Annotated in this window: 20 protein-coding genes; 13 read left to right on the top strand and 7 right to left on the bottom strand. The window is 68.8% G+C overall.

The genetic code is table 11. The features are described from left to right. Positions 1-46: 46 nt before the first annotated feature. Positions 47-1,474 (bottom strand): AarF/UbiB family protein, encoded by a 1,428-nt coding sequence (locus tag F5X71_RS18900; protein ID WP_167463227.1) that lies wholly within the window; start codon positions 1,472-1,474, stop codon positions 47-49. A gap of 53 nt (positions 1,475-1,527) precedes the next feature. Beyond that, entirely contained in the window at positions 1,528-2,220 is a 693-nt protein-coding gene (locus F5X71_RS18895) for a TetR/AcrR family transcriptional regulator (protein ID WP_167463226.1), read from the bottom strand. Between the two features lie 213 nt (positions 2,221-2,433). On the opposite strand from F5X71_RS18895, the gene F5X71_RS18890 reads away from it, so the two are divergent. From F5X71_RS18890 to F5X71_RS18860, 7 genes are read left to right on the top strand one after another with little or no spacing between them, the layout of a single operon-like run. After that, positions 2,434-3,291, top strand: a complete 858-nt coding sequence (locus F5X71_RS18890; RefSeq protein ID WP_167463225.1) for an SDR family NAD(P)-dependent oxidoreductase — start codon at positions 2,434-2,436, stop codon at positions 3,289-3,291. Then, a complete protein-coding gene (locus F5X71_RS18885) occupies positions 3,288-4,148 on the top strand; it encodes an SDR family NAD(P)-dependent oxidoreductase (RefSeq protein WP_167463224.1) in 861 nt (286 codons plus the stop codon). Before F5X71_RS18890 ends, F5X71_RS18885 begins: the two co-directional genes overlap by 4 nt. 8 nt (positions 4,149-4,156) lie before the next feature. Next, positions 4,157-5,701: a flavin-containing monooxygenase gene (locus F5X71_RS18880; RefSeq protein ID WP_167463223.1), complete on the top strand. Its 1,545-nt coding sequence runs from the start codon at positions 4,157-4,159 to the stop codon at positions 5,699-5,701. Then, entirely contained in the window at positions 5,698-6,729 is a 1,032-nt protein-coding gene (locus F5X71_RS18875; RefSeq protein ID WP_167463222.1) for an alpha/beta hydrolase, read from the top strand. The genes F5X71_RS18880 and F5X71_RS18875 overlap by 4 nt, the downstream gene beginning before the upstream one ends. 29 nt (positions 6,730-6,758) lie before the next feature. Continuing rightward, positions 6,759-8,312 carry a flavin-containing monooxygenase gene (locus tag F5X71_RS18870; RefSeq protein WP_167463221.1) on the top strand — a complete coding sequence of 518 codons (1,554 nt, stop codon included), beginning with the start codon at positions 6,759-6,761 and terminating at the stop codon, positions 8,310-8,312. A 24-nt stretch (positions 8,313-8,336) separates the two neighbouring features. After that, positions 8,337-8,969, top strand: coding sequence for an SRPBCC family protein (locus F5X71_RS18865; RefSeq protein ID WP_167463220.1), 633 nt, complete (start codon positions 8,337-8,339; stop codon positions 8,967-8,969). After that, positions 8,966-10,555 (top strand): flavin-containing monooxygenase, encoded by a 1,590-nt coding sequence (locus F5X71_RS18860; protein WP_167463219.1) that lies wholly within the window; start codon positions 8,966-8,968, stop codon positions 10,553-10,555. The genes F5X71_RS18865 and F5X71_RS18860 overlap by 4 nt, the downstream gene beginning before the upstream one ends. A gap of 19 nt (positions 10,556-10,574) precedes the next feature. On the opposite strand, the gene F5X71_RS18855 is transcribed toward F5X71_RS18860, so the two are convergent. The 5 genes from F5X71_RS18855 to F5X71_RS18835 form a co-directional block, all read right to left on the bottom strand. Further along, the gene (locus tag F5X71_RS18855) at positions 10,575-10,712 is read right to left on the bottom strand and encodes a hypothetical protein (protein ID WP_167463218.1); all 138 of its coding nucleotides are present in this window, start codon (positions 10,710-10,712) and stop codon (positions 10,575-10,577) included. A gap of 103 nt (positions 10,713-10,815) precedes the next feature. Then, positions 10,816-12,048 carry a matrixin family metalloprotease gene (locus F5X71_RS18850; protein ID WP_167463217.1) on the bottom strand — a complete coding sequence of 411 codons (1,233 nt, stop codon included), beginning with the start codon at positions 12,046-12,048 and terminating at the stop codon, positions 10,816-10,818. Positions 12,049-12,827: 779 nt separating this feature from the next. After that, positions 12,828-14,111, bottom strand: a complete 1,284-nt coding sequence (locus F5X71_RS18845; protein ID WP_167463216.1) for an SLC13 family permease — start codon at positions 14,109-14,111, stop codon at positions 12,828-12,830. Positions 14,112-14,139: 28 nt separating this feature from the next. Further along, on the bottom strand, positions 14,140-14,598 hold the full coding sequence (locus F5X71_RS18840) for a CBS domain-containing protein (RefSeq protein WP_167466568.1): 459 nt from the start codon (positions 14,596-14,598) through the stop codon (positions 14,140-14,142). Between the two features lie 38 nt (positions 14,599-14,636). Next, the gene (locus tag F5X71_RS18835; protein ID WP_167463215.1) at positions 14,637-14,909 is read right to left on the bottom strand and encodes a hypothetical protein; all 273 of its coding nucleotides are present in this window, start codon (positions 14,907-14,909) and stop codon (positions 14,637-14,639) included. A gap of 176 nt (positions 14,910-15,085) precedes the next feature. Between F5X71_RS18835 and F5X71_RS18830 the strand changes: the two genes are divergently transcribed. From F5X71_RS18830 to F5X71_RS18805, 6 genes are all read left to right on the top strand, one after another. Then, entirely contained in the window at positions 15,086-16,099 is a 1,014-nt protein-coding gene (locus F5X71_RS18830; protein ID WP_167463214.1) for a sensor histidine kinase, read from the top strand. Beyond that, on the top strand, positions 16,096-16,755 hold the full coding sequence (locus F5X71_RS18825; RefSeq protein WP_167463213.1) for a response regulator: 660 nt from the start codon (positions 16,096-16,098) through the stop codon (positions 16,753-16,755). Before F5X71_RS18830 ends, F5X71_RS18825 begins: the two co-directional genes overlap by 4 nt. 64 nt (positions 16,756-16,819) lie before the next feature. Beyond that, on the top strand, positions 16,820-19,258 hold the full coding sequence (gene hrpB / locus F5X71_RS18820; protein ID WP_174817096.1) for an ATP-dependent helicase HrpB: 2,439 nt from the start codon (positions 16,820-16,822) through the stop codon (positions 19,256-19,258). Positions 19,259-19,370: 112 nt separating this feature from the next. Further along, positions 19,371-19,586 carry a hypothetical protein gene (locus F5X71_RS18815; RefSeq protein WP_238815317.1) on the top strand — a complete coding sequence of 72 codons (216 nt, stop codon included), beginning with the start codon at positions 19,371-19,373 and terminating at the stop codon, positions 19,584-19,586. 19 nt (positions 19,587-19,605) lie between these two features. Continuing rightward, complete coding sequence (locus F5X71_RS18810) at positions 19,606-21,696, top strand: phosphocholine-specific phospholipase C (protein WP_203218184.1); 2,091 nt, start codon at positions 19,606-19,608, stop codon at positions 21,694-21,696. 325 nt (positions 21,697-22,021) lie between these two features. Continuing rightward, positions 22,022-23,059 (top strand): chitinase, encoded by a 1,038-nt coding sequence (locus tag F5X71_RS18805; RefSeq protein WP_238815316.1) that lies wholly within the window; start codon positions 22,022-22,024, stop codon positions 23,057-23,059. The last annotated feature ends 11 nt before the right edge of the window (positions 23,060-23,070 follow it).

Raw genomic sequence — 23,070 nt, 5'->3', positions numbered from 1 at the left:
CCGGTACCGCGCGATCCGAGGACACGGACCGGTGCCGGGCCGTCGCTCAGGGGCGGATGAGCGGGATGGGCGGTTCGTCCTTGCGGTGGGTCGCGAGCCAGTCGTGTTCCAGCGCACCGAGTTCGGTGCGCGGTGGTTCGCCGTAGCACCACTCCCGGGTGATCCGGTGCCAGTTGCCGCTGGCGCGCAGCTTGCCGAGCAAGGCCAGGGTGCCGTATTCGACGCGGCGCGCGAAAGCGTGTTCGGCGGGCGCGTATTCGCGCCGCCAGCGGTCGAAATAGCCGCGGCGCGGGTCGACGAACGCGAGCAGGGCGTGCGGCGCGGCATCCTCGGCGATCCGGATCTCGGCGTCGGTGAGCAGCCACCCGGAGACCTCGTAGAACAGGCGCAGGCATTCTTCCGCGGTGGCCGGCGAATCATCGTCGAGCACACCGTATTCCAGCAGCAACGTGCGCAGATCGGCGCCGCGGTACTCGGCGGCGGCGCGCACACAGTCCAGTTCGAATTCGACCGCGGCGTCATCCATGTGTTTGAACAGGCCGAAGTCGAGGAAGGCGACCTTGCCGTCGGCGGTGAGCAGAATGTTGCCCGGATGCGGGTCGCCGGAGAACCAGTGCTCGCGCGCCATCGTGCCGACGTAGAAGCGGTGCACGATCTCGCCGACGCGGTCGCGAGCCGCGGCGGGCAGCGCGACGATCTCCTCGAACCGCAGGCCCTCGACCAACTCGGTGACCAGCACCCGCGCCGTGCACAGGTCGTCGAGCACCGCGGGCACGCGGATGAAAGGGTGCTCGCGATAGTGCTCGGCGACCACCCGATGATGCGCGGCCTCGGCCCGATAGTCGGTCTCGTCGGCGAAATGCGTGGTGAGCTCACGAAACATCGCGTGGTCCGCGATCGCGGGCGCGACGGTGCGCAGCATGCGCAGCACCAGGCCGAGGTTCTTCAGATCGGCCCGGACCGCGACATCGATCCCGGGATACTGCACCTTGACCGCGACCATGCGACCGTCGTGCAGGCGTGCCCGATAGACCTGGCCGATCGACGCTGTCCCGATCGGGGTGGCCTCGAACTCCTCGAACACCTCCGTGAACGGGCGGCCGTAATCCTGCTCGACGACGGCGCGCATCCGGTCGAACGGCAGGCTCGGGGCCTGGTCGTAGAGGGCGGCCAGCTTGCGTTGGAACCGTTCGCGCTGGGGTGGCGGCATCGTCTCGATGCCGAACGCGGCGAGCAGATCGAACATCGACAGCAATTGCCCGGCCTTCATGGCCAGGCCTTTCATGCTGCCGAGCACGGTCACGATGTCTTCGGCCGCGTCGGCCAGTGCCCGTTCGGTGCGGGCGATGCGCGCGGCCTCGGTGTCGCCGACCATCGACAAACGCACGCCCGCGCCCCGGACCGCCTGTCCGGCAACGAGTTTGCCGAAGGTGGCGCCGCGGCGCATCCGTGAGGTGGGTATGTCCTTCGCCATCGCACGACCTTCCCAGCTGAGAGGGCACCGAGATTAGCAGACGTTCGCGTCGACTAATTGTCGGCGGGTCCGCCGGTCGTCGGCGGGTCGGCCGGACTCAGGCCCGGTGTGAGCACCGCGAGCACGGTGTCGATGTAGCCGCGCCGATCCTGTTCGCCGCCGCCCCGCAGGGTGCGCATCACCGGCGGAATAGTCAGCGCCATCAGCATCCACGCGACGTCGGTGGTGTGCACGTCGGCGCGGACGACGCCGACGTCGACGGCCCTGGTCAGGAAGCGGTCCACGGTCGCGGCGAGAATCCCGCCGAGTCCGAGCAGACGGGTGTTGAGCTCGTCGTCGATGCCGGGCAGCTCGAACAGCAGCGCCTGCATCAGGGCCGGTTCGGAGTCGGCGATCCGGCACATCCGCTCGACCGCGTCCGACCAGGTCCGCACGAGCTGGTCGACGGTGATCTCGTGCGGCATCGACTCGGGCACGAAGACATCGCCCGCGATCTCGGTGAGTATCCGGTCGAGGCCGAAATCGACCACCTCGTCGAGGATCGCGCGCTTGCTGTCGAAGTAGCGGTAGAAGGTGCCGTAACCGATGCCGACCTCGGCGGTGATGTCCGCGGTCGAGGCCGCGGCATAGCCCTTCGTGGTGAACACGTGGTAGGCGGCGGCGATCAGTTCACGCCTGCGTCGCTCGGTGTTCTGTTCGTCGCGCGGGCGGCCGGGGCCGCGGCCGCGCTTGGCTGGTTCGGTCATCCAGCACATCGTATGCGCCCCGGTGCCGCGCGCGGTCGAGCGCGCCGAGGTGCGGTCGAGGGGTTGCCTTGCCGTCCCAGACAGTTTATTTTGGTGACACGCCAGTCGCTTAATTGAGTCCTGGTTGATCCACTCTTCCGGCATCGGACGACAGAGGAGTCGCGCCATGATCCAGTCACCTGCACCCGAAATACGTCGATCGGGTCGTCGGTCATGACCGTGGCGGTGGTGACCGGCGCGGCCAGCGGGATCGGCCGGGCGACCACCCTGCGATTCGCCGAGCGCGGCGCCACCGTGCTCGTCGCCGACATCGACGAGCTCGGCGCAAAGGAGACCGTCACGCTGGTGCGGGCGGCGGGGGGCCGGGCGGAGTTCTACCCGCTCGATGTCGCCGATCCGGCGGCCCTCGAGGCGTTCGCCGCGCAGGTCGCCCAGGAACACGGCGTGCCGGATGTGGTGGTCAACAACGCGGGCATCCTGATCTCCGGCGGGTTCCTCGAGCAAACCGAGGACGACTGGCGGCGCATGATCGCGATCAACATGATGGGCCCGCTGCTCGGCTCGCGGCTGTTCGTGCGGCAGATGGTCGAGGCGGGCAAACGGGGCGCCATCGTCAATATCTGTTCGGTCGGCTCATTTCTGCCGACCTCGCTCGCCCCCTCCTATGTCACCGCCAAGGCGGGCGCGTGGCAAGGTACCCAGGCGTTGCGCGCCGAATTCGCCGGGCACGGCATCCGGGTGAGCGCGGTCTGTCCCGGTCTGATCGCCACCGAGTTGTCCGCGCGCGGCACGCGGGCGGGCGCGGATGCCGAGGCGAGCGCCGACTGGCGCGCGAAACTCGCACGGGGACAGGCGGTTTTCGGACGCTCCCCGGATCGGGTCGCCGCCGCGGTGGAGCGCGCGGTGCGCTGGAATCTCGCTACCGTGCCGGTCGGCATCGAGGCCTGGGCCGGTTGGTACCTGGCGCGGCTGTCGCCCGCGGCACTGCGCGGGCTCTCGGGCCTGCTGCGAATGCGGTTGGCGGAGCAGGCGCTCGACGTGTCGCGACGGGTGCTCGGCGGTGGCCGATGAGGACGGCGATCGTCACCGGCGGTGGCGCGGGCATCGGCCGCGAGACCGCGCTGTTGCTCGCGCGCGACGGATATCGGGTCGTGATCGCCGATATCGAGGAGGACGGCGCGCACGCGGTGGCCGAGGAGATTCTGGCCGCGGGCGGGCGGGCCCATCCGTATCGGCTCGACGTGGCGGACGCGGCCCAATGGGGCAGGTGCGCGGAATGGGTTCGCGCCGAATTCGGCGCGGCGGATGTGCTGGTGAACAACGCGGGCGTGATGGACACTGGCGGATTCTGCGAAACCAGTGCGGCGCAATGGCAACGCACGGTCGACATCGACCTGATGGGCGTGATCTACGGCGCTCGGGTGTTCGCCCGGCAGATGATCGACGCGGGCGTCCGTGGCCATATCGTGAACGTCTCTTCGGCCGCGGCGTTCTTCCCCGCCAAATACATCCCGGCCTACTCGAGTGCCAAGGCGGCCGTGCTGATGGCCAGTCAATGTCTGCGAGTCGAGCTGCGGCCCAAGGGAATCGGTGTGTCCGCGATCTGTCCCGGCGCCATCCGAACGGACCTGCTCGCGCATGGTGAGCGCGCCGGTCTCGACGAGACCCAGCAGGCGGCATGGCGCGCGGACATCGGACGCGTCCAAGGATTGGCCTTCGCCGGACCGGACAAGGTCGCGCGGGCGATCGTGCGGGCGATCCGCCGCGATCACGCGATCGTGCCGGTGAATCCCGAGGCGTGGCTGGGCTACCTCACGTTTCGCCTCGCGCCGGGTCTGGTGCGCGCGGTGGGCAGTGTCGGGTCCTTGGCGCTCGCCGACACACTGCTGCCCAGGGTACGGCCCGTGCTGAACCGAATCACGAAGTGAGGCAAGACATGAACGAAACGGCAGTGCCGCGGTACGAGGTCGCCGTGATCGGCGCGGGCCCCGGCGGCATCGCGGCGGGCGTGAAGTTGCGCCGGGCGGGCATCGACGACTTCATCGTGCTCGAACGCGCCGACGAGGTCGGCGGCAGCTGGCACGAGAACCACTATCCCGGGCTCGGCGTGGACGTTCCGGCGCTGGCCTATCAGTACTCCTTTGCCCGCAAGGCGAATTGGAGCCGGGTCTTTCCGCTCGGTGCGGAGGTCGAGCAGTACCACATCGAGGTGGCACGGCGATTCGGCGTGCGCGCCAGGGTGCGTTTCGGCGCCGAGGTCGAGCGGGAGGAATGGGACGACGACGCGGGCTACTGGCGGCTGACGCTGACCGACGGCTCCGTCGTCAGCGCGCGGTTCGTGATCAGCGCGGTGGGCGCGTTCGTCCGGCCCAAGGCCGAGGTGGGCATCGCGGGCGCCGACTCCTTCCGGGGAAAGGTGTTGCGGCCCAGCAGCTGGGACCACGACTACGACCTGTCCGGTAAGGCGGTCGGCATCATCGGCACGGGCGCCAGCGCGGTGCAGATCATCCCGTCGATCGCGCCCGAGGTCGCCACGCTGACCGTGTTCCAGCGCACGCCGGTGTGGTCGTTGCCGAAGCCGGACTTCCGCATTCCGGTCGCGCTGCAACGGGTGCTCGCGGTGCCGGGGATCCAGCCGTTGCTGCACGGCGGTGCGCTGGTGGTGGTCGATCTCGCGCTGCGCACGGTGGTCGGGCTACCGGGCGGTGTGGTACATCCGGTGATGGACCGCTTCGACGCCGTCTGCCAGGCGTTGTACCGGCGCTATCTGCGGTGGGTGGTCAGCGACGCGGCGACCAGGGCGGCGTTGACGCCGAACTTCGGTGTGCTCGCGAAGCGGCCGACGCTGTCGAACAGCTATCTGCGGGCCTACAACCGGGACAACGTCGCCCTGGTGACGGCGCCCATCGAGAAGATCACCCGCACGGGGGTTCGCACCGGGGACAAGGCACTGCATCGGTTGGACGCGCTCATTCTCGCCACCGGGTACGAGGTCTTCTCGGACCCGGAGACCTACCGGCCCGGAACGATAGTGGGCCGCAACGGGTTCGACCTCGCCAAGTTCTACCGCGAGGAGGGTTTGCAGGCGTATCAGAGCGTCTCGGTGCACGGTCTGCCGAATCGGTGGACGCTCGTCGGCCCGTACTCCTGGACCGGTTCGGGCTGGCACGCGTTCGTCGAGATGACCGCCGATCACGCGGTGCGCGCGATCGGGGAGACGCGCCGGCGCGGTGCGCTCTGGTGCGAGGTGCGCAAGGAGGCCGCGGACGCGTATCACCGCGCGGTGCATCGCAGGGGCGAGTCGCTGCGCTACTACCTGTCCGAGCTCAACGGTCACGTGCCGACCTATTACCGGAACTCGCAGGGGGACACCACCTATGTGCGGCCCTCGGGATTCTTCGAGGCACGACGTGGTAACCGCCGGTTCCCGCTCGACGACTACCGGTACGAACTGCGCGTCCCCGCGGGAGCTCCGGCATGACCGGGGGTGTGGCGGTGCACGTCGAGTTCGCCGGCCGGGCCGGACTGCGGCTGCGGGTCGCGCACGCGCTGCTGCGGGTCACCGTGCGTCCCGCGCTGGACGGGCTGAGTGTGCTGGCCGAGCATGCCCCGCTGCGCGGCGCCGCGGCCTTCCGGATCGCCAATCTCGCTGATCTGCTTGCGATTCCGCTGCGAGCGCCGCGCGGTACCAGGCGCCGGGCGGTCCTGTTCCCCGGTTTCCGTGCCGAATGGCTCTGGCACCGCGCCGATCCCGGGCCGGAGGACACCGCACGGGCGGCGGTGATCCTCTACTTCCACGGCGGCGGCTTCCTGGCAGGCGGGTTGCACAGCCACCGGCGGCTGGCCGCGCGCATTGCACGGGCCACCGGTGCCGCGCTGCTGAACGTGGACTATCGGCAGCTGCCCAAGGGCCATCTCACCGACACCGTCGACGACGCGGTCACCGCGTACCGCTACCTGCTCGACCGCGGCTTCGCCCCGCAACGCGTGGTCTTCGCCGGTGATTCGGCGGGCGGGGGATTGACCTTCGCCGCCGCCCTGGCCGCGCGAACGCGGGCGTTGCCGCTTCCTGCGGCCATCGCGGCGATCGCGCCGTTCGCCGACCTCGACCCGGAGAGCCGACGGGGGCATCCGAACGATCGCCGCGACGCGGTGCTGTCGGCGCGCTCGCTGGCGGTGCCCGCGCTGGTCGGCTTCGCCCGCGACGGCGTGCTCGATCCGAGCTGGTCGCCGGTCAACCACGACTTCACCGGGATGCCACCGACCCTGATCCAGGTGAGTGATCGAGAAGTACTGCTGCCCGACGCCGAGGCACTGGCCCGTCGCTGCGCCGCGGCCGGGGTGCCGCACACATTGCAGATCTGGGACAACGCGATTCACGTCTTCCATGCGGGCGCCGACCTGCTGCCCGACGCGCGCGCCGCGATCGCCGCGCTCGGCGCCTTCCTGCGGCGCGCGCTCGACGACGCTGCGGGCGGCCGCGCCACCGACCAGACCACCGCGGCGTGAACCGCCGCACGACCACGGACAGGTTTCCCATGAACACCACCAGCACACCAGAGTTCGACGTGCTCGTCATCGGTGCGGGCTTCGGCGGCATCGGCGCCGGTGCCGCGCTGCGGCGCGCGGGCGTCGACAACTTCGTGATCATCGACAAGTGGCCGCGGGTCGGCGGCACCTGGAACGCCAACACCTATCCCGGTGTGGCCGTGGATGTTCCGTCGCCGATCTACAACTTCTCGTTCCAGCAGCGGTCGCGCTGGTCCCGGTTCTTCGCACCGGGCGCGGAGATCCAGCGTTACGCCGAGGAAGTGGTGGACAAGCAGGGCCTGCGGGACAAGCTGCGCCTCGGGTGCGGGGCGGTGCACGCACGGTTCGACGAGGCCGCCGATCACTGGCGGGTGCTGAGCACCGACGGGGACGAGATCACCGCCCGGTTCCTGGTGAGCGCCGTCGGCGTCCTGGAACAGCCGAAGCCGCCGGACATTCCGGGGCTCGACCGGTACGAGGGCACCCTCATGCACACCGCGCGCTGGGACCACTCCTACGACTACAGCGGCAAACGGGTCGCGGTGATCGGCACCGGAGCGACCGCGCTGCAGGTGATTCCGCGCCTGGCCGCGGCCGTCGAGCAACTAACGGTCTTTCAGCGCACTGCCATCTGGGTGGCGCCCAAGCCCGACTTCGCGTTGGGCGGGCTCGGGCATCGGGTGCTCGACTTCCCGCCGGCGCAGCAGGCCGTGCGACTGATCGGCAATGTGGTCGTCAACGCGTTCCTCGGGATCGGCTTCGCGCTCTCGGACTATCCGCGTCTGACCTCGGGTGCGCTCGGCATCGGGGAGGCGGCGCTGAAGGCCTACCTGTTCACCCAGGTGCGCGATCGCGGGCTGCGCCGTGCGCTCACCCCGACCTACCGCCTGGGCTGCAAACGCCCATCGATCTCCAACAACTATTTCAAGACCTATACCCGGCCCAACGTCGAGCTGGTCACGACCGCGATCGAACGCGGCACCGCGGGCGGCATCGTCACCGTCGACGGCGTGCACCGTGAGTTCGACATGGTGGTGACCGCGACCGGATTCCAGGTGATGGACAAGGGCGCCACCCCGCCCTACCCCGTATTCGGCTGCGGGGGAGTCGAACTGGGGGAGTACTGGGACACCAACAAGTATCAGGCCTACGAGGGCGTTTCGGTGCCCGGCTTCCCCAACATGTTCCACATCTTCGGGCCCTACGGCTACGCGCCAGGGTCAGTGATCCCGCTCATCGAGGCCACCGCCGCACACAGCAGCAGGGTGATCGCCGAGGCCTTGCGCCGCGGCGCCACCCGGGCCGAGATCCGCAGGGAGCCGCACGAGGAGTACTTCGCCCGCATGTACGCCCGCAACAAGAACACCTACCTCTTCAAGCAGGGTTGCGCACAATCGCGCACGTACTACATCAACTACCAGGGTGACGGGCCAGCCTTCCGGGCGAGCACACAGCTCGGAATGTATTGGAGCAACCGGCATTTCCCGCTCGACCACTACCGGTACACCACGCTACGGCCGGTCGGCGACGATCCGGCCCGCCGGGCCGTCGCCGCGCACTGACCACATCCAGCATCGGAGCCAACCATGAGTATCACTTCCTTCCTGCATACCCAACACGCGGCGGTGACGCCGGTCGACGATTCGGTGTTCGACACGGCCGCACTGGTCTTCACCGTCGAACAGACCCTGGACGCGCCACGGTGGGCGGTGTGGACCGCGCTGGACGACGACCAGGCGTGGCGCTGGCTGCCGATTCCGTGCACGGGCGTGCGCTATGACTCGCCCGAACGCGGCGCCGGCGTGATCCGTGAGATGGGATCGGTGTTCGCACCGCTGCGCGTGCTGTGGGTGGAGCGCGAACGGTTCTGGCGGTACGAGCCGAACGAGCGCATCACCTTCGGTGTGGTGAGCGGAAACTGGATGCAGTACCTGCTGGTCCGGCAGTACGCCGAGGACATGACCTTCACCGAGCTCGGGCCCGATCGCACGCGGCTGGTCTGGACGGTCGCGGTGACTCCGCGCCTGCCGCTGCGCTTCTCGGTCTGGTTCCCGCCGGTGTGGCGCGCCGCCTATCGGCTCGCCGGAGTGGGGCCGGTGTTCCGTCGTCGCGTCGCGGAGATCGCCCGGACGGGGCAGCCGCGGCCGGGCCTGATCGACACCAACGGCGGGCCCGTCGCCGAAGCGCGCGTGCCTCGCGCTGAGGAGGGCGTCAAATGAGCGAAACCGGTACCCTGGCACCGCAATACGAAGTAGTCGTGATCGGCGCGGGCATCGGGGGGATCTGCGCCGGGGTGAAGCTACAGGAGATCGGCATCGACGATTTCCTGATCGTCGACCGGATCGGCGGTCTCGGCGGGACCTGGTACAGCCACAGCTATCCCGACGCGGGCTGCGACATCCCCAGCACCACCTACCAGTTCTCGTTCGCCCGCAAGCCCGACTGGGACCGGCTCTTCGCCAAACGCGACCAGATACTCGAGTACCTGCGCGAGGTGGCCGCCGACTACGATCTGCCGCGCCGAATGCGGTTCCACACCACCATCGTTCGCGAGGAATGGGACGATGACAACGCGCTGTGGCGGCTGCACGTCGACACCGGCGAGATGATCACCGCCCGGTTCGTGATCAGCGCCGTCGGCGCCTACATCAACCCGAAGACCGACCCCGATATCCCCGGGCTCGGCTCCTACGCCGGGGTGCGCATGCACCCGGCGGGCTGGAACCACGACTACGACTTCACCGGAAAGCGCGTCGCCATCATCGGTGTCGGCGCGAGCACGATGCAGATCGCGCCCAAGCTGGCCGCTCAGGTGCAGCGACTCGACATCTATCAGCGCACTCCGCAGGTCTATCTGCCGAAGCCGGATTTCGTGCTGCGGCCGTGGATGCAGCGAATGCTCGCGCTGCCCGGCGGTTCGGCGCTCGTGAACGGGCTCGCCCAGGCCGCGGTCGACTCGATGCTGCGGGTGGCGGTGTTCACGCCCGCGCCGCTGTGGCGGCTCGGGGCCCGGCTCGTCGATGCAGTCGGGCGTAGCGCCTACGCCGGTTGGGTGCGAATCAAGGTGAAGGACAAGCGGATCCGCGAGCAGCTACGGCCCGGGTTCGGCATCGTGTGCATCCGCGGCGGTGCGGGTGGTGACTACCTGCCCACGCTCAACCGCGACAACGTCGAACTGATCACCGCGGGCATCGGCGAGATCACGCCGCACGCGATCCGAGACGCGGGCGGTGTCGAACGCGAGATCGACGCACTCGTGCTCGCCACCGGCTACGAGGTGTTCTCCGATCCGGAAAGCTACAAGCCCGGAACCGTGCTCGGCCGCGACGGTTTCGACCTCGGCGTGTTCTACAACACCGAGGAGCTCAAGGCGTACTACAGCACCTCCGTGCATGGCGTGCCGAACCGCTTCATCATGATCGGTCCGTACTCGTGGACGGGCACCGCGTTCCACTATTTCGTGGAGAACGCGATGCGCCACATCGCCACCGTCATCGCCGAGACCCGCGGGCGTGGGGCCGTGGCGGTGGAGGTGCGGCCGCAGGCGCAGGAGCGCTTCCATCGGCAGATGCTGCGCAGCGGCCGTAACCTGTCCTACTACTTGGAAACTCGGTGCGAAGGATCCAACAGCTACTTCATCAACTCGCAGGGCAAGTCGCCGTATCTGCGGCCGTGGTCGTTGTTCAAGACCTACCGCAAAGCGACCCGTTTCGATCGAGAGGACTACAGCTACCGCTATCCCGTGCGGATCGACGACCCTATCGACACACCCGAGGTCGAGCTGGCCACGGCCGAGCCGGCCTAGCGGGCGCGCGAGCTCGTGGTCAGGCGGGGATCGCCGCGGTCAGCGTGTAACTCAGCACGATCGCGGCGAGCACGGCCACGAGCAGCAGCGCCAGCAGCAGTCCGGGCACATTGTCGATGAGGGCCGGTTCTTTGCGGTCGATGCGCGATACTGCCATGAGACTGTCCTCCGGTAATCGGCGTGATGTATAACTGCGTTCCCTGTTGCGTGAGGGTCAAACATCGACTTGCGTGACTCGTGTGCACACGCCGGGGTGGGGGCTAGAACAGACCGGCCAGGTTGCCGAAGTAGTCGTTCTGGTTGCTGTTGCCGAACCAATCGAAGCCGCCGCCGTCGCCGCCGTACCAATCGAAGGTGTTGTCGTTGTCGCCGCCGAACATATCGGCGATATCGAACGTCTGATTCGCGCCGGTATCGCCGAACCAATCGAAGTTCGTATCGATGTCGTACGGGTCGCCGTAGTCGCCGCCGAAAAGGTCGCCGTCACCGAACGGGCTCGCGTCGTCACCGCCCTGCCAGTCGAATCCGTCGTCGAAATCGTCCACCCCGAACGAATTGCTGTCCGGGTTCGAGAACGGATCGCCGTAGTCGTCACCGAAGGTCTGGTCGCCGCCGGAGGGATCGCCGAACATATCGGAGGGATCACCGAACATATCGAAGGGATCGCCGAACGATTCGTCGCCGCCCGGCTGGTCGCCGCCCTGGTCGTCGCCGAACCAATCGGGCCAGTCGCCCGGCGTGGACTGCTGATCGTCACCGGATTGCTGCTGCGGTTTCGGACCCGGTGCGTTGGGCAGGGTCGGGCGATCACCAAAATCTCCCGGGTCCCCGGATTCTCCGGGGTCGCCTTTCTGCGGGGTGCTGTCGGACGGTGAATTCGCGCTCGGCTTGCCGCGTTTGTACATCTGGTTGAGTTCGTTGACTTCGTTCTTGCCGAGCGGGCTCGGTCCGTCACCGCAGCGGTTGACCGTGCTCGCCATGATGCTGCAACCGCTGTCGTTGTGGTCGAGGCCGATGGCGTGCAGCAGTTCGTGCGCGGCGATCTCGGTGCGGTCGTCGGGGTCGAAATTGGCGTTCTTGGGGTCGAGTTTGACGAACGGGCCGTTGTCCCAGCCGCCGAGTCCGGCGACGTCACCCTGGAAGTGTTCGTTGCTGATATTGATCGCGTTCTTGCCCGTTCCCGGTTGCAGCACGAAATTCAGGCCGGGCGTCGCATTCAGGTGTTTGACCGCGGTCTCGATCGCGGGATCATGAATCGTGTTGTTGTAGTGGATGATCGCGCGGCCGTCTTTGTCATAACCCTGGGTCGGTACCCGGAAATTGAAACTCGCGGCCTGCGCGGTCGCCGCGGTCCCCACCGTCAGGCTCAATCCGGCGGGCGTGAGCAGGGCACCGGCGAGCAGTGTCGCGAATAGCCGGGGCCTGCCGTTCCCGGATGATTGCGCGAGGCGATGCTTCCCGCGATAACTACGACGACTGCCCGCATTCGGCATGGACTATAAACCTCCGAGTTCTCGATGAACCGGCACCAGCGCCCGGCTCGACGCCGTCGACAATACTGCGAGAATCCGCCGATCGCCCAAACTGTAAGACGCACCTAAACACGCGAAAACAGCACCACCGCAACATATTTAAGATCCGCCTGTATCGCTGTTAGGCGGGCGCCCGTACAACGTTCGGCGACCTGTCGATGCGCCCCCGGCGGAACGATGCCGGCTGTTCGATGGATAACCACGCCGGGGTCGGCCGGATGACGTTGTATCACTGTCCATTCCGTCCCTCGGCGGGCCGCGCAATGGCCGTCGATGCTCTCACGCGGACCGCGAACTCCGCTGGAGAGCGCGAAAAGCGTTGACCCTGTGGCCTATTCGAAGTAAGCCCACGGTGGATCGATCGACGGGGAACGGGCGGGTCGGAAGTCGGTTCGGCCATCACGAATTGCGCGGGCTGCTCGGCCGCGGGACCGCTGTCCCAGCGCCGGTGAGCTCGCCCGCGTGCGGCGTTGGTCCCGTCGCGGCTGGACAAGGCCGACGCGGGAGACGGCCGTGCGGTGCGACCAGAATCGGCCGCTTCGGTGCGGGACCGACGACGCCACGCTGGCTCGGCCGATCAACGAGTTCGGTTCGGCCGCGCGTGGTGGTCGCCTGCAGGCGGTCACCGGACGCACCTGTGCCATGACGTGCACCGTGGCGGCCGGACTCGTCGGTTGCCGCGGGGCAACGATGCCGTGGTCTATCTGTACTGAGTGGAACACGCGGGGCCGCAGCGATATTCAGAAGTAGCGCGCCCAGATGTAGGTCCAGGCCAGGATGGTGCTGAGCGCGGTGACGAGGATGCCGTATTTGGTGAAGGTCCAGAAGGTGATGGTGTGGCCGGCGCGGCGGGCGATGTCGAGGGCGACGACATTGGCGCTGGCGGCGACCGCGGTGCCGTTGCCGCTGAAGTCGGCGCCGAAGGCGAACGACCACCACAGTGCCTGTCCGTGCACGGGATTGGGCGTTTCGGTGACCAAGCCCTCGACCACGGGCGCCATCGTGGTGGTGTAGGGGATGTTGTCGATGAAGGCGGCGACCACGGCGGAGCCGAAAACCAGTGTGGCCGAGGCAAGCAGCGGGCTGTCGCCGAAGGCGCTGACGGCGGCCGCGCCGATGCGATCGATCACGCCGGTGTGCACGAGACCGGCGACCATCACGAACAATCCCATGAAGAAAACCAGTGTGCCCCACTCGACTTCGCGCAGGATCTCGCCCACGTCGAGATCGGAGATCAACACCATCGCACCGGCGCCGAGCAGCGCGATGATCGAGGGCGCGATGTGCAACACCGAGTGCAGTCCGAAGCCGACCACGACGGCGGCGAGCACTAGCAGGGAACGGGCGAGCAGCTTCGGGTCGGTGATGGCGCGCCGCTCGTGCAGCGCCATCACGACATCGACGTGCGCCGAATCCTGGCGCAGATGTTTGCGGAACAACCACCGGGTGAACAAGACGAACAGCACGAAGATCACGGTGACGGCGGGCGCCATGTGCACCAGGAAGTCGTTGAAGCTCAAGCCCGCCCTGCTGCCGATGATGATGTTAGGCGGGTCGCCGATCAGGGTCGCCGCGCCGCCGATGTTGGCGGCGAGGATCTCGGCGATGAGAAACGGTTGCGCGGGCAGCCGCAACCGGTCGCAGACGACGATGGTCACCGGCGCGACGAGCATGATGATGGTGACATTGTCGAGCAGCGGCGAGGCCACCGCGGTGATCACCATCAGCATCACCATGAGCCGGAACGGGTTGCCGCGCGAGCGTTTCGCCGCCCAGATAGCCAGGAAGTCGAACAGGCCGGTGTGTTTGACGACGCCGACGATGATCATCATGCCGAGCAGCAGGAAGATGACGTTCCAGTCGATCCCGTTGTGCGCGGAGTAGAACACCTGCTCGCCCGGCGCCAGGCCGAGCACGGTCATCAGGCCCGCCGCGACGAGCACGATCTTGACTTTGTCGGCGCGCTCGGTGGCGATGCACCAGAACGCGCCGACGAAAATGGTCAGGGCCAGTAGTTGATTCACGCCGATCACCTCGTGCGGCCCGGCGGGCTCAGTCCTCGGGTCCGGCGATGGCCAGGCTCAGCAGCAGGCGTTCCAGGGTCACCGCGCCGAGCAGCGTGCGATCGCGGTCGACGACGGCGACCAGCGGGCTGTGCTTTTGCGCCATCAGCGAGGCGACCTCGAGCAGGGTGGCGCCGGGGCGGACGGTGGCCGGTTTGGCGATGGTCTCTGGCAGGCAGTCGCCGACGGTCCACCGGCCTGGCTCCTGCCAGAACAGTTCGGCGTGCAGCTCGTCGATCGTGCGGACCAGCGCCTGATCGTTCTGGTACGAGCTCGGGATGGCCAGCCGCAGCACCTGGGTGCCGGGCAGCACGGCGATCGGCCGGTCCGCGTCGTCGACGACGATCATCCCGGGTAGTCGATTGACCACCATCAGCCGCATGGCCTTGGCGACGGGGTCGCCCACCCGGACGGTGGGCAACTGAATCGCGATCTCACGTGCTTGCATGGCTAGGTCCCGTTGCGCGTGCGGGGGAAAGGTGGGCATCACCGGTTCCGATCGTCGGCGAGAGTGTCGAGCAGGCGTTCGAGGCGGGCGACCCGGTCGGGGAGCGGGGCGCTGTGCAGCAACTGAGCGAACTGGTCGGCCTCGTCGGGCTCGAGCGCGACGATCTGCACCGGTTCGTCACCGGTGTCGTCGTAGACGAGGACGTGCTTGTCGCCGTCGGACGCGGTGAGCAGGGCGAACCGAGCGCCGCCGCGGGCCAGGAAATGGTGCACCGTGCCTCGTCCAGGCACAGTGGTTCGGTCGACATCCATGCCGGCTGTTCCTCCCGTGGTCCCGTGATTTCCGACTTCCAGTGTTGTCGGTGCCGCTCCGTTGAACCATCGGTGCTGTTACTCATCTCCGCAGGTAGCGGCTATGTAGTCGAGATGGCGCGGAATGGGTGGCCGACCCCATGGACACCTCGCGCGCGCATGGACAGACTGGAGGGATGGACCGACCGGACAGTGCAGGTGGCTTGTTCCGGCGGCGACCGTGGACGCCGGGTCGGGCACTGTTCCGGCGCATCTTCCTGATCAACGGCGCGGTGTTCACGCTCGGCACGCTGGTGCTCGCGGTCTCGCCCGCGACGGTGTCCGCGCGGGTGCGGTTGACCGAGATCCCGGTGTTGCTGATCGGTCTCGCGGTGATCCTGGCCGCGAACGCGCTGCTGCTGCGGACGAGCCTGGCGCCGCTCGACGGGCTGATCGCCTCGATGCGTCGGGTGGACCCGCTGCGGCGCAGCGGCCGCTTCGACGAGCGCGGCAACGGCGATCTGTCGCACCTGATCGATACGTTCAACGCGATGGTGGACCGGCTGGCCACCGAGCGCACCGCGGCGAGCGCGTCCGCGCTGGCGGCGCAGGAGGGGGAACGCCGCAGGATCGCCAGGGAGCTGCACGACGAGATCGGCCAGAGCCTCACCGTCGCACTGCTTTCGATGAAACGCGCGGCCGATCGCTCGCCCACCGACGTGGCCGAGGTCTTGCACGACGCGCAGGAAACCGTGCGCGGGTGCCTCGACGAGGTACGCAACATCGCCCGGCGGCTGCGCCCCGACGTGCTCGACGACCTGGGCCTGGCCAGCGCGCTCGCGGCGCTGTGCGGTGAGTTCGCGAACACCGCGGGGATCACCGTGGCGCGCAAGGTGGATCGCGATCTTCCCCGGCTCGCCGAGGAGGTCGAGCTCGTCTGCTACCGCATCGCGCAGGAGAGTCTGACCAATATCGCCAGGCACGCCGAGGCCACCGCGGTGCGGTTGAGCTTGTCCGTGCGCTCGGACAATCTGGTGCTGCGGGTTCGCGACAATGGACGTGGCGGCGTGGTCGAGGACGGCGCGGGCATTCGCGGCATGCGCGAACGCGCCCTGCTCGTGAACGCCACGCTGACCATCGATTCGGCGCCGGGACACGGCACCGAGGTGTGCGTGCGCATCCCGCACCACGATTCAGGAGGTAGCTCGTGACAACCGCGGCACCGGCCCGGGTCTTGCTCGCCGACGACCACGCCCTGGTGCGTTCGGGTCTGCGGCTGATCCTCGACGCCGAACCCGACCTCACCGTGGTCGCCGAGGCGGCCAACGGCTACGACGCGATCCAGCAGATCGCCGCGACGCCGGTGGATCTGGCGATCCTCGATATCGCGATGCCGCGGCTGACCGGGATCCAGGCCGCGCGCGAGATCGCGAACAATCATCCGCAGGTGCGGATTCTGATGCTGTCGATGTATGACAACGAGCAGTACTTCTTCGAATCGCTGCGCGTCGGCGCGTCCGGCTACGTGCTGAAGTCCGTGGCCGACCGCGATCTGCTCGAGGCCTGCCGGGCCACCCTGCGCGGCGAGTCATACCTGTATCCGGGCGCGGTGAACTCGCTGATCCGGGACTGGCTGCACCGCGCGCGCGACGGGGAGTCGCTGCCCCGCAGCCTGCTCACACCGCGCGAGGAAGAGGTGGTCAAACTCGTCGCCGAGGGCTTCTCGTCCCGGGAGATCGCCGGTGACCTGTTCATCAGCGTGAAGACCGTGGACCGGCACCGGGCCAACGTGATGCAGAAGCTGGGTTTGCGCGACCGACTGGCGTTGACCCGTTACGCCATCCGCGCCGGGTTGATCGAGCCCTGATCCCGCCGACCGGAACGGTGGGTGGTTGTCCGCGGGCGACCGGGCGACGGCAGACTGGTTGCCGATGAAACTGCCCGAACTGCCCGACCTACCGGTCCGCGCCACTCTCGATCAGCTCGTCGCCACCCTGGCGCAGCGGGGGACCGCTGTGCTGGTCGCACCGCCGGGCACGGGGAAGACGACTCTGGTGCCGCTGGCCTTGGCGGCGGCGACCGGCCGGGTGCTGGTGGCCGAGCCGCGCCGGATCGCCGCGCGCGCCGCGGCCGCGCGGATGGCGGCATTGCTCGGGGAGCGGGTGGGCGAGACCGTCGGCTACTCGGTGCGCGGGGAGCGTCGCGTCGGGCCGGACACCAGGATCGAGGTGGTCACCTCCGGCCTGCTCGTGCGGCGGCTACAGGGTGATCCCGAGTTGTCCGGGGTGGCCGTGGTGCTGCTCGACGAGTGTCACGAGCGGCACCTCGACGCGGACCTGCTGCTGGCGTTGCTGCTCGACGCCAGGGCCGGGCTGCGACCGGACCTGCGGGTGCTGGCCACCTCGGCAACCGTTGCGGCCGAGCGGCTTTCCGCGCTGCTGGACGCGGACCGCGGTGCGCCGGTGCTGCGGGTCGAGGGGCGGACCCACCCGGTGCGCACGACGTACGTGCCGCAGGCCCCGCGCGAGCGGGTCGAAGCACACGTGGCTCGTGCGACCAGGGCCGCGCTCGCCGCGACCGACGGGGACGTGCTGGTCTTCCTGCCGGGGGCCGGTGAGATCCGCCGGACGACAGCACTTCTCGCTGACCTGAGCGGTATCGATGTCGTTCCGTTGCACGGCAGGCTCGCCACGGCCGGGCAGGACGCGGCGCTGCGGCCGGGCGCCCGGCGGCGCGTGGTGCTCGCCACGGCGGTGGCCGAATCGAGTCTGACCGTGCCTGGCGTGCGGGCGGTGGTGGATTCGGGCCTGGCCAGGGTGCCGCGCATCGATCGCGGTCGCGGGCTGTCCGGGCTTGCGACGGTGCGGGTTTCGGCGGCGGTGGCCGAGCAGCGCGCGGGCCGCGCCGGCCGCGAGGCGCCCGGCGCGGTGTGGCGCTGCTGGCCGGAGTACGAGCACGCCACGCTGCCCGCCTACCCGGAGCCGGAGATCCGCACGGCGGACCTCACCCGGTTGGCGTTGGAGCTCGCGTGCTGGGGCACGGCCGACGGACACGGCCTCGCGTGGTGGGACGCGCCGCCGACCGGTGGGCTGGCCGCGGGCCGAGAAGTGTTGCGCGCCTTGGGCGCGGTGCACGACGACGGCACGGTCACCGACCGTGGGCGGCAGATCGCGCAGCTCGGCTTGCATCCGCGATTGGCGCGCGCGTTGCTCGACGGCGCCCCCGTGGTCGGCGCGCGGGCGGCGGCGGAGGTGGTGACCGTTCTCGACGACGACACCCTGCTCGACGGCGTCGATCTCGTGTCGGGCCTGCGCGCGCTGCGCCGGGAGCGGCCGGGGCGCTGGCAGCGCGAGGTCGACCGACTGACCCGCGCGGTCGCGGCGGCCGACGGTCGCGACGATCCGGCATTCGTTGTGGCGCTGGCCTATCCGGAACGCCTCGCGCGTCGGCGCGCGCCTGGCTCGGCGAGCTACCTCATGGCGGGCGGCACCGCGGTGACGTTGCCGCCCGGTTCCGGTGTGGGGGAGGCTCAGTGGCTGGCGGTCGGTGTGGCGACGCGTGATCCGGGGCGGTCCGAGGGGCAGATCCGGCTGGCGGCCGCGGCCGACGAACAGCTCGCGCGGCGCGCGGCGGCGAGCCTGGTGACCACCGTGGACGAGGTGGCCTGGTCGGACGGCGACGTGGTGTCCAGGCGGACCGAGCGCCTCGGCGCGATCGTATTGTCGGAGCGGCCGATTCGCGATCCGGACCGCGCACTGCTCGCCGCCGCCGTGCGCGACGGACTGCACACGACCGGACTGGAACTGCTGCGGTGGGACGGCGAGGCGGTCGCGTTGCGGCACCGCCTCGACTTCTTGCACCGCACCCTCGGGGCGCCGTGGCCCGCGGTCGACGACCAGTCGTTGCTCGGCACCGCCGATCTCTGGCTCGGACCGGAACTGGCCACCGCCCGCAACCGCGCCGACCTGGCCCGGGTGGACGCCGGGGCGGCTTTGCGTCGCCTACTGCCCTGGCCGGAGGCCGCCCAGCTGGACGAATTGGCGCCGGAAAGGCTGACGGTGCCCTCCGGTAGCCGTCCCCGCCTCGACTACGCGACCGACTCGCCGGTGCTCGCGGTGAAGGTGCAGGAGGTGTTCGGCTGGGCCGAAGCGCCACGCCTGGCCGGCGGGCGCGTTCCCCTTGTGCTGCACCTGCTCTCGCCAGCGCAGCGCCCCGTCGCGGTCACCGCGGACCTGGCGTCGTTCTGGCGGACCGGTTGGCCGCAGGTACGCGCGGACCTGCGCGGGCGCTACCCCAAACACGCGTGGCCGGAGGATCCCGCCACGGTACCGGCGCACCGTGGCACCGCGCGCAACGCGGGCCGCGGCTGAACGCCGGTGGGCCGCTTGCCGTTCGGCATCGGCCCCACCGGAGGCTCAGCCCTGGAGCCGGGCCGCGGACACGTCGATGCCCAGCCCGTGCTCGCCGAGCGGCGCGCCCGAGGTGACGCTGACCGAACGCACGGTGAACGGCCAACCCGGGCTGGTGGCGCTGCTCGCCGGCACCATCGTCTCGGTCTACGCCTTCGACGTCGAGGATCGGCGGATCACGCGCATCTGGGTGATCCGTAACCCGGAGAAGCTGCGCGCCTGGACCGACTCAGCCGGGGATCGCGGTAGCGTTTCGTCTGTTCACGCCCCGGCAAACCGCAGGCTCTAGCATCCGCGGGATGGTCTCAATGTCGCGTCGACACCTGTTCGGCTCCGTGGCGGCGGGCGCGGCCGCCTCGCTGCTGCCGCCCGCGCTGCACCGCGCGATGGCCGCGCCGATGCGGCGCGGCGGGCTCGCCGGGATCGAGCACGTGGTGCTGCTGATGCAGGAGAACCGCTCGTTCGACCACTACTACGGGACGTTGCGCGGGGTGCGCGGCTTCGGGGACGAGTCGCCGCTGCGGTTGCGCGACGGGCGATCGGTCTTCCGGCAACCGTGGCCGGTGCCGCCGGGGCAGCCGCCCGCACCGGCCGCGGAGGTGCTGCCGTTCTCGCTGCGCGAAGCGGCGGCGCGGGCGGGCCGTCCGGACAGCGACATCCAGTACCTCGACGCGCTGAACCACGAGTGGCACGGCAGTACCGCGGCGTGGGCTCAGGGCTGGTACGACAACTGGGTTCCCGCCAAAACGCCTGCCACGATGACCTATTACGAGCGGCGCGACATTCCCCTTCAGTACGAACTGGCCGAGACCTTCACCATTTGCGACGCCTACCACTGCTCGATGTTCGGCGGCACCAACCCGAACCGGAACTACTTCTTCACCGGCACCACCGGATTCGAGCCGGGAACGCGAAATCGCGCCGTGGCCAACGACGCCTACGAGGTGGACCATCCCGGCTACGAATGGACCACCTATCCGCAACGGTTGCAGGCCGCGGGCGTGTCCTGGCAGATCTACCAGGAATGGGACAACTTCACCGACAACCCGGTCGAGTATTTCGCGCCGTTCAAGCGGATCGGCGCGCGGGTGCTCGCGCAGGTCGACGGCGGCTACCGGACGACCGAACAGCTCTACACCGCGTTGCTCACGCTGCCCGAGGCAGATCGGCAGCGCCTGCTCGCCCAGCTCGACGCGGCACTCGACGGCCTGGACGCAGGGCAGCGCAGTCTGTTCGACCGTGCCATGTACCGCAGCGCGCCGGGGACGCTGCTGCAACGCTTCCGCGCCGACGTCACGGCGGGCGCGCTGCCCGCCGTGACGTGGCTGGTGCCGCCGCAGGCGCTGAGCGAACATCCGTCCGGTTCGACCCCGGTGGTCAGCGCGAACCTGATCTACGAGCTGCTCGACATCATCGCCGCGGACACCGAGACCTGGTCGAAGACCGCACTGTTCATCAACTTCGACGAGAACGACGGCTTCTTCGACCATGTGCCGCCGCCTGTGCCGCCGCGACCCGCGCACGGCGAAGGCGACGACTGGTACCAGGGGCAGGCGATCGGGCTCGGGCCGCGGGTGCCGATGGTGGTGGTATCGCCGTGGAGCATCGGTGGTTTCGTGGATTCCGAGGTGTTCGACCACACCTCGGTGCTGCGTTTCCTGGAAGCCTGGACCGGTGTGGCCGAGCCGAATATCAGCGACTGGCGGCGCACTGTCTGCGGCGACTTGACCTCGGCGTTCGACTTCCACGTCGCAGGAAGGCCGCCTCGTCTGCGTCGTCCGGGGCCGGTGCCCGCGCCGGTACCGCGATGGATGCCGGATCCGCCACCCGCGCAGTCGGTTCCGGCGCAGGAGCCCGGCGCTCGCCCGGCGCGGGCGTTGCCCTATCAGCCCACCGTGTCGGCGGTGCTGCGCTCGCCGACCCGACTCGCGCTCACCCTGCGCAACAGCGGCGCGCGTCCGGCTCACTTCGCCGTCTACGACTACGCCGATGCGACCGGTTTCCCCGTGCACCACGATGTCGTCGACGAGATCACCGAATTGTGCACGGTCACGGGCGATTACGACATCGTGGTGCAAGGCCCGAATCGTTTCTGGCACGAACTGCGCGGCAATACCGCGGGTGCCGCCGCCGATATCGTTGTGCGCCAGCTGATCCGGCGCGGCCGGCTAGCACTGGATCTGGCCAACGGCGGGGGAGAGCAGGTCGCGCTCGTCGTGACGCCGCGCCGTTTCGGCACGACCGCCCACGAGGTGACCCTGCCCGCGGGCACCACGAAATCCCTCGACTGGCCCACCGAGGACGGTTGGTACGACCTCGCGGTGACCTGCCCGGCGGATCCGACCTTCGCCCGCCGCCTGACCGGACGCGTCGAGGACGCCGGTGCCGAGGGCGATTAGATCGCCAGAAGCATACTTTTACTGCGATATGCGCATCTAGCTATGTATTGACCCGGTGTTTCTCGAAGTCCACAACCAGCCACGGTCCAAAAACAGCAAGGACGGCCGAGTGGACTCGTTCGCTCGAGGGCCGGGTGGGGCATTCGATCTCCCCATCGCGCCTTCGGGTGCGCCGCCGTGGCAGTTCAGGAGGCGGTCGGGGAGAAAAGGATCGGTCCCCAGTTGGTGACGGTCGAGTTTGATCTCGGTGCTGTGGTTCTACTTGGTTATGAAAAGGACAAATGGCCCGGGTGGGGGGCGGCGCTCGATATTGGTGCGGAGTTTGGTGACGGTCGCGGGCGTGGTGGGCGCGCTGGTCGTCGGGGTCGTGCCGGGGGCGCACGCGGCGCAGGGAGACACGTGTGCGACCAAGCCGAAGCCGACCGGAAAAGTGCTGCAAGGGTATTGGGAGAACTGGGACGGCGCGTCCAACGGTGTGCACCCGGGGATGGGCTGGATTCCGATCACCGATGCGCGCATCGCGGCGCACGGCCACAACGTGATCAACGCGGCGTTCCCGGTGATCGAGTCCAACGGCACGGCTCGCTGGGAAGACGGCATGGACAGCACCGTGAAGGTGGCGACGCCCGCGCAGATGTGTGAGGCCAAAGCCGCGGGTGCGACCATTCTGATGTCCATCGGCGGCGCGGCGGCGGGCATCGACCTGAGTTCGAGTGCGGTCGCGGACCGATTCGTCGCGACGATCGTGCCGATCCTGAAGCGGTACAACTTCGACGGCATCGACATCGACCTGGAGACGGGACTCACTGGCTCCGGCAACATCAAGACCCTCTCGGCCTCGCAGTCGAACCTGATCCGGATCATCGACGGCGTGCTGGCGCAGATGCCGGCGGGCTTCGGTCTGACCATGGCGCCCGAGACGGCGTATGTCACCGGGGGGAGCGTCACGTACGGCTCGATCTGGGGCGCCTACCTGCCGATCATCAAGAAGTACGCGGACAACGGCCGCCTGTGGTGGTTGAACATGCAGTATTACAACGGCAGCATGTACGGCTGCTCCGGCGACTCGTATCAGGCCGGGACGGTGCAGGGCTTTGTCGCGCAAACCGATTGTCTGGCCAACGGTTTGACGATTCAGGGCACCACCATCAAGGTGCCGTACGACAAGCAGGTCCCCGGTTTGCCCGCGCAACCCGGTGCGGGTGGCGGCTACATGTCACCGGGCCTGGTGGCTCAGGCGTGGAACCACTACGGTACCGGCGCGGCGAACAGCCTGAAGGGCTTGATGACCTGGTCGCTCAACTGGGACGGTTCGCGCGGCTGGACCTTCGGTGACAACGTCAAGTCGCTGCAGGGGCGATGAGCCGGATCTAC

This window comes from Nocardia brasiliensis, assembly GCF_011801125.1.
GTDB classification, from domain to species: Bacteria; Actinomycetota; Actinomycetes; order Mycobacteriales; family Mycobacteriaceae; genus Nocardia; species Nocardia brasiliensis_C.
This window is presented reverse-complemented; position numbering and strand designations above follow the sequence as displayed.

Excerpts from the sequence above, each read along its gene's own strand:
- F5X71_RS18900 (WP_167463227.1), bottom strand. The coding sequence starts at position 1,474 with ATGGCGAAGGACATACCCACCTCACGGATGCGCCGCGGCGCCACCTTC.
- F5X71_RS18895 (WP_167463226.1), bottom strand. The coding sequence starts at position 2,220 with ATGACCGAACCAGCCAAGCGCGGCCGCGGCCCCGGCCGCCCGCGCGAC.
- F5X71_RS18890 (WP_167463225.1), top strand. The coding sequence starts at position 2,434 with ATGACCGTGGCGGTGGTGACCGGCGCGGCCAGCGGGATCGGCCGGGCG.
- F5X71_RS18885 (WP_167463224.1), top strand. The coding sequence starts at position 3,288 with ATGAGGACGGCGATCGTCACCGGCGGTGGCGCGGGCATCGGCCGCGAG.
- F5X71_RS18880 (WP_167463223.1), top strand. The coding sequence starts at position 4,157 with ATGAACGAAACGGCAGTGCCGCGGTACGAGGTCGCCGTGATCGGCGCG.
- F5X71_RS18875 (WP_167463222.1), top strand. The coding sequence starts at position 5,698 with ATGACCGGGGGTGTGGCGGTGCACGTCGAGTTCGCCGGCCGGGCCGGA.
- F5X71_RS18870 (WP_167463221.1), top strand. The coding sequence starts at position 6,759 with ATGAACACCACCAGCACACCAGAGTTCGACGTGCTCGTCATCGGTGCG.
- F5X71_RS18865 (WP_167463220.1), top strand. The coding sequence starts at position 8,337 with ATGAGTATCACTTCCTTCCTGCATACCCAACACGCGGCGGTGACGCCG.
- F5X71_RS18860 (WP_167463219.1), top strand. The coding sequence starts at position 8,966 with ATGAGCGAAACCGGTACCCTGGCACCGCAATACGAAGTAGTCGTGATC.
- F5X71_RS18855 (WP_167463218.1), bottom strand. The coding sequence starts at position 10,712 with ATGGCAGTATCGCGCATCGACCGCAAAGAACCGGCCCTCATCGACAAT.
- F5X71_RS18850 (WP_167463217.1), bottom strand. The coding sequence starts at position 12,048 with ATGCCGAATGCGGGCAGTCGTCGTAGTTATCGCGGGAAGCATCGCCTC.
- F5X71_RS18840 (WP_167466568.1), bottom strand. The coding sequence starts at position 14,598 with ATGCAAGCACGTGAGATCGCGATTCAGTTGCCCACCGTCCGGGTGGGC.
- F5X71_RS18835 (WP_167463215.1), bottom strand. The coding sequence starts at position 14,909 with ATGGATGTCGACCGAACCACTGTGCCTGGACGAGGCACGGTGCACCAT.
- F5X71_RS18830 (WP_167463214.1), top strand. The coding sequence starts at position 15,086 with ATGGACCGACCGGACAGTGCAGGTGGCTTGTTCCGGCGGCGACCGTGG.
- hrpB (WP_174817096.1), top strand. The coding sequence starts at position 16,820 with ATGAAACTGCCCGAACTGCCCGACCTACCGGTCCGCGCCACTCTCGAT.
- F5X71_RS18810 (WP_203218184.1), top strand. The coding sequence starts at position 19,606 with ATGTCGCGTCGACACCTGTTCGGCTCCGTGGCGGCGGGCGCGGCCGCC.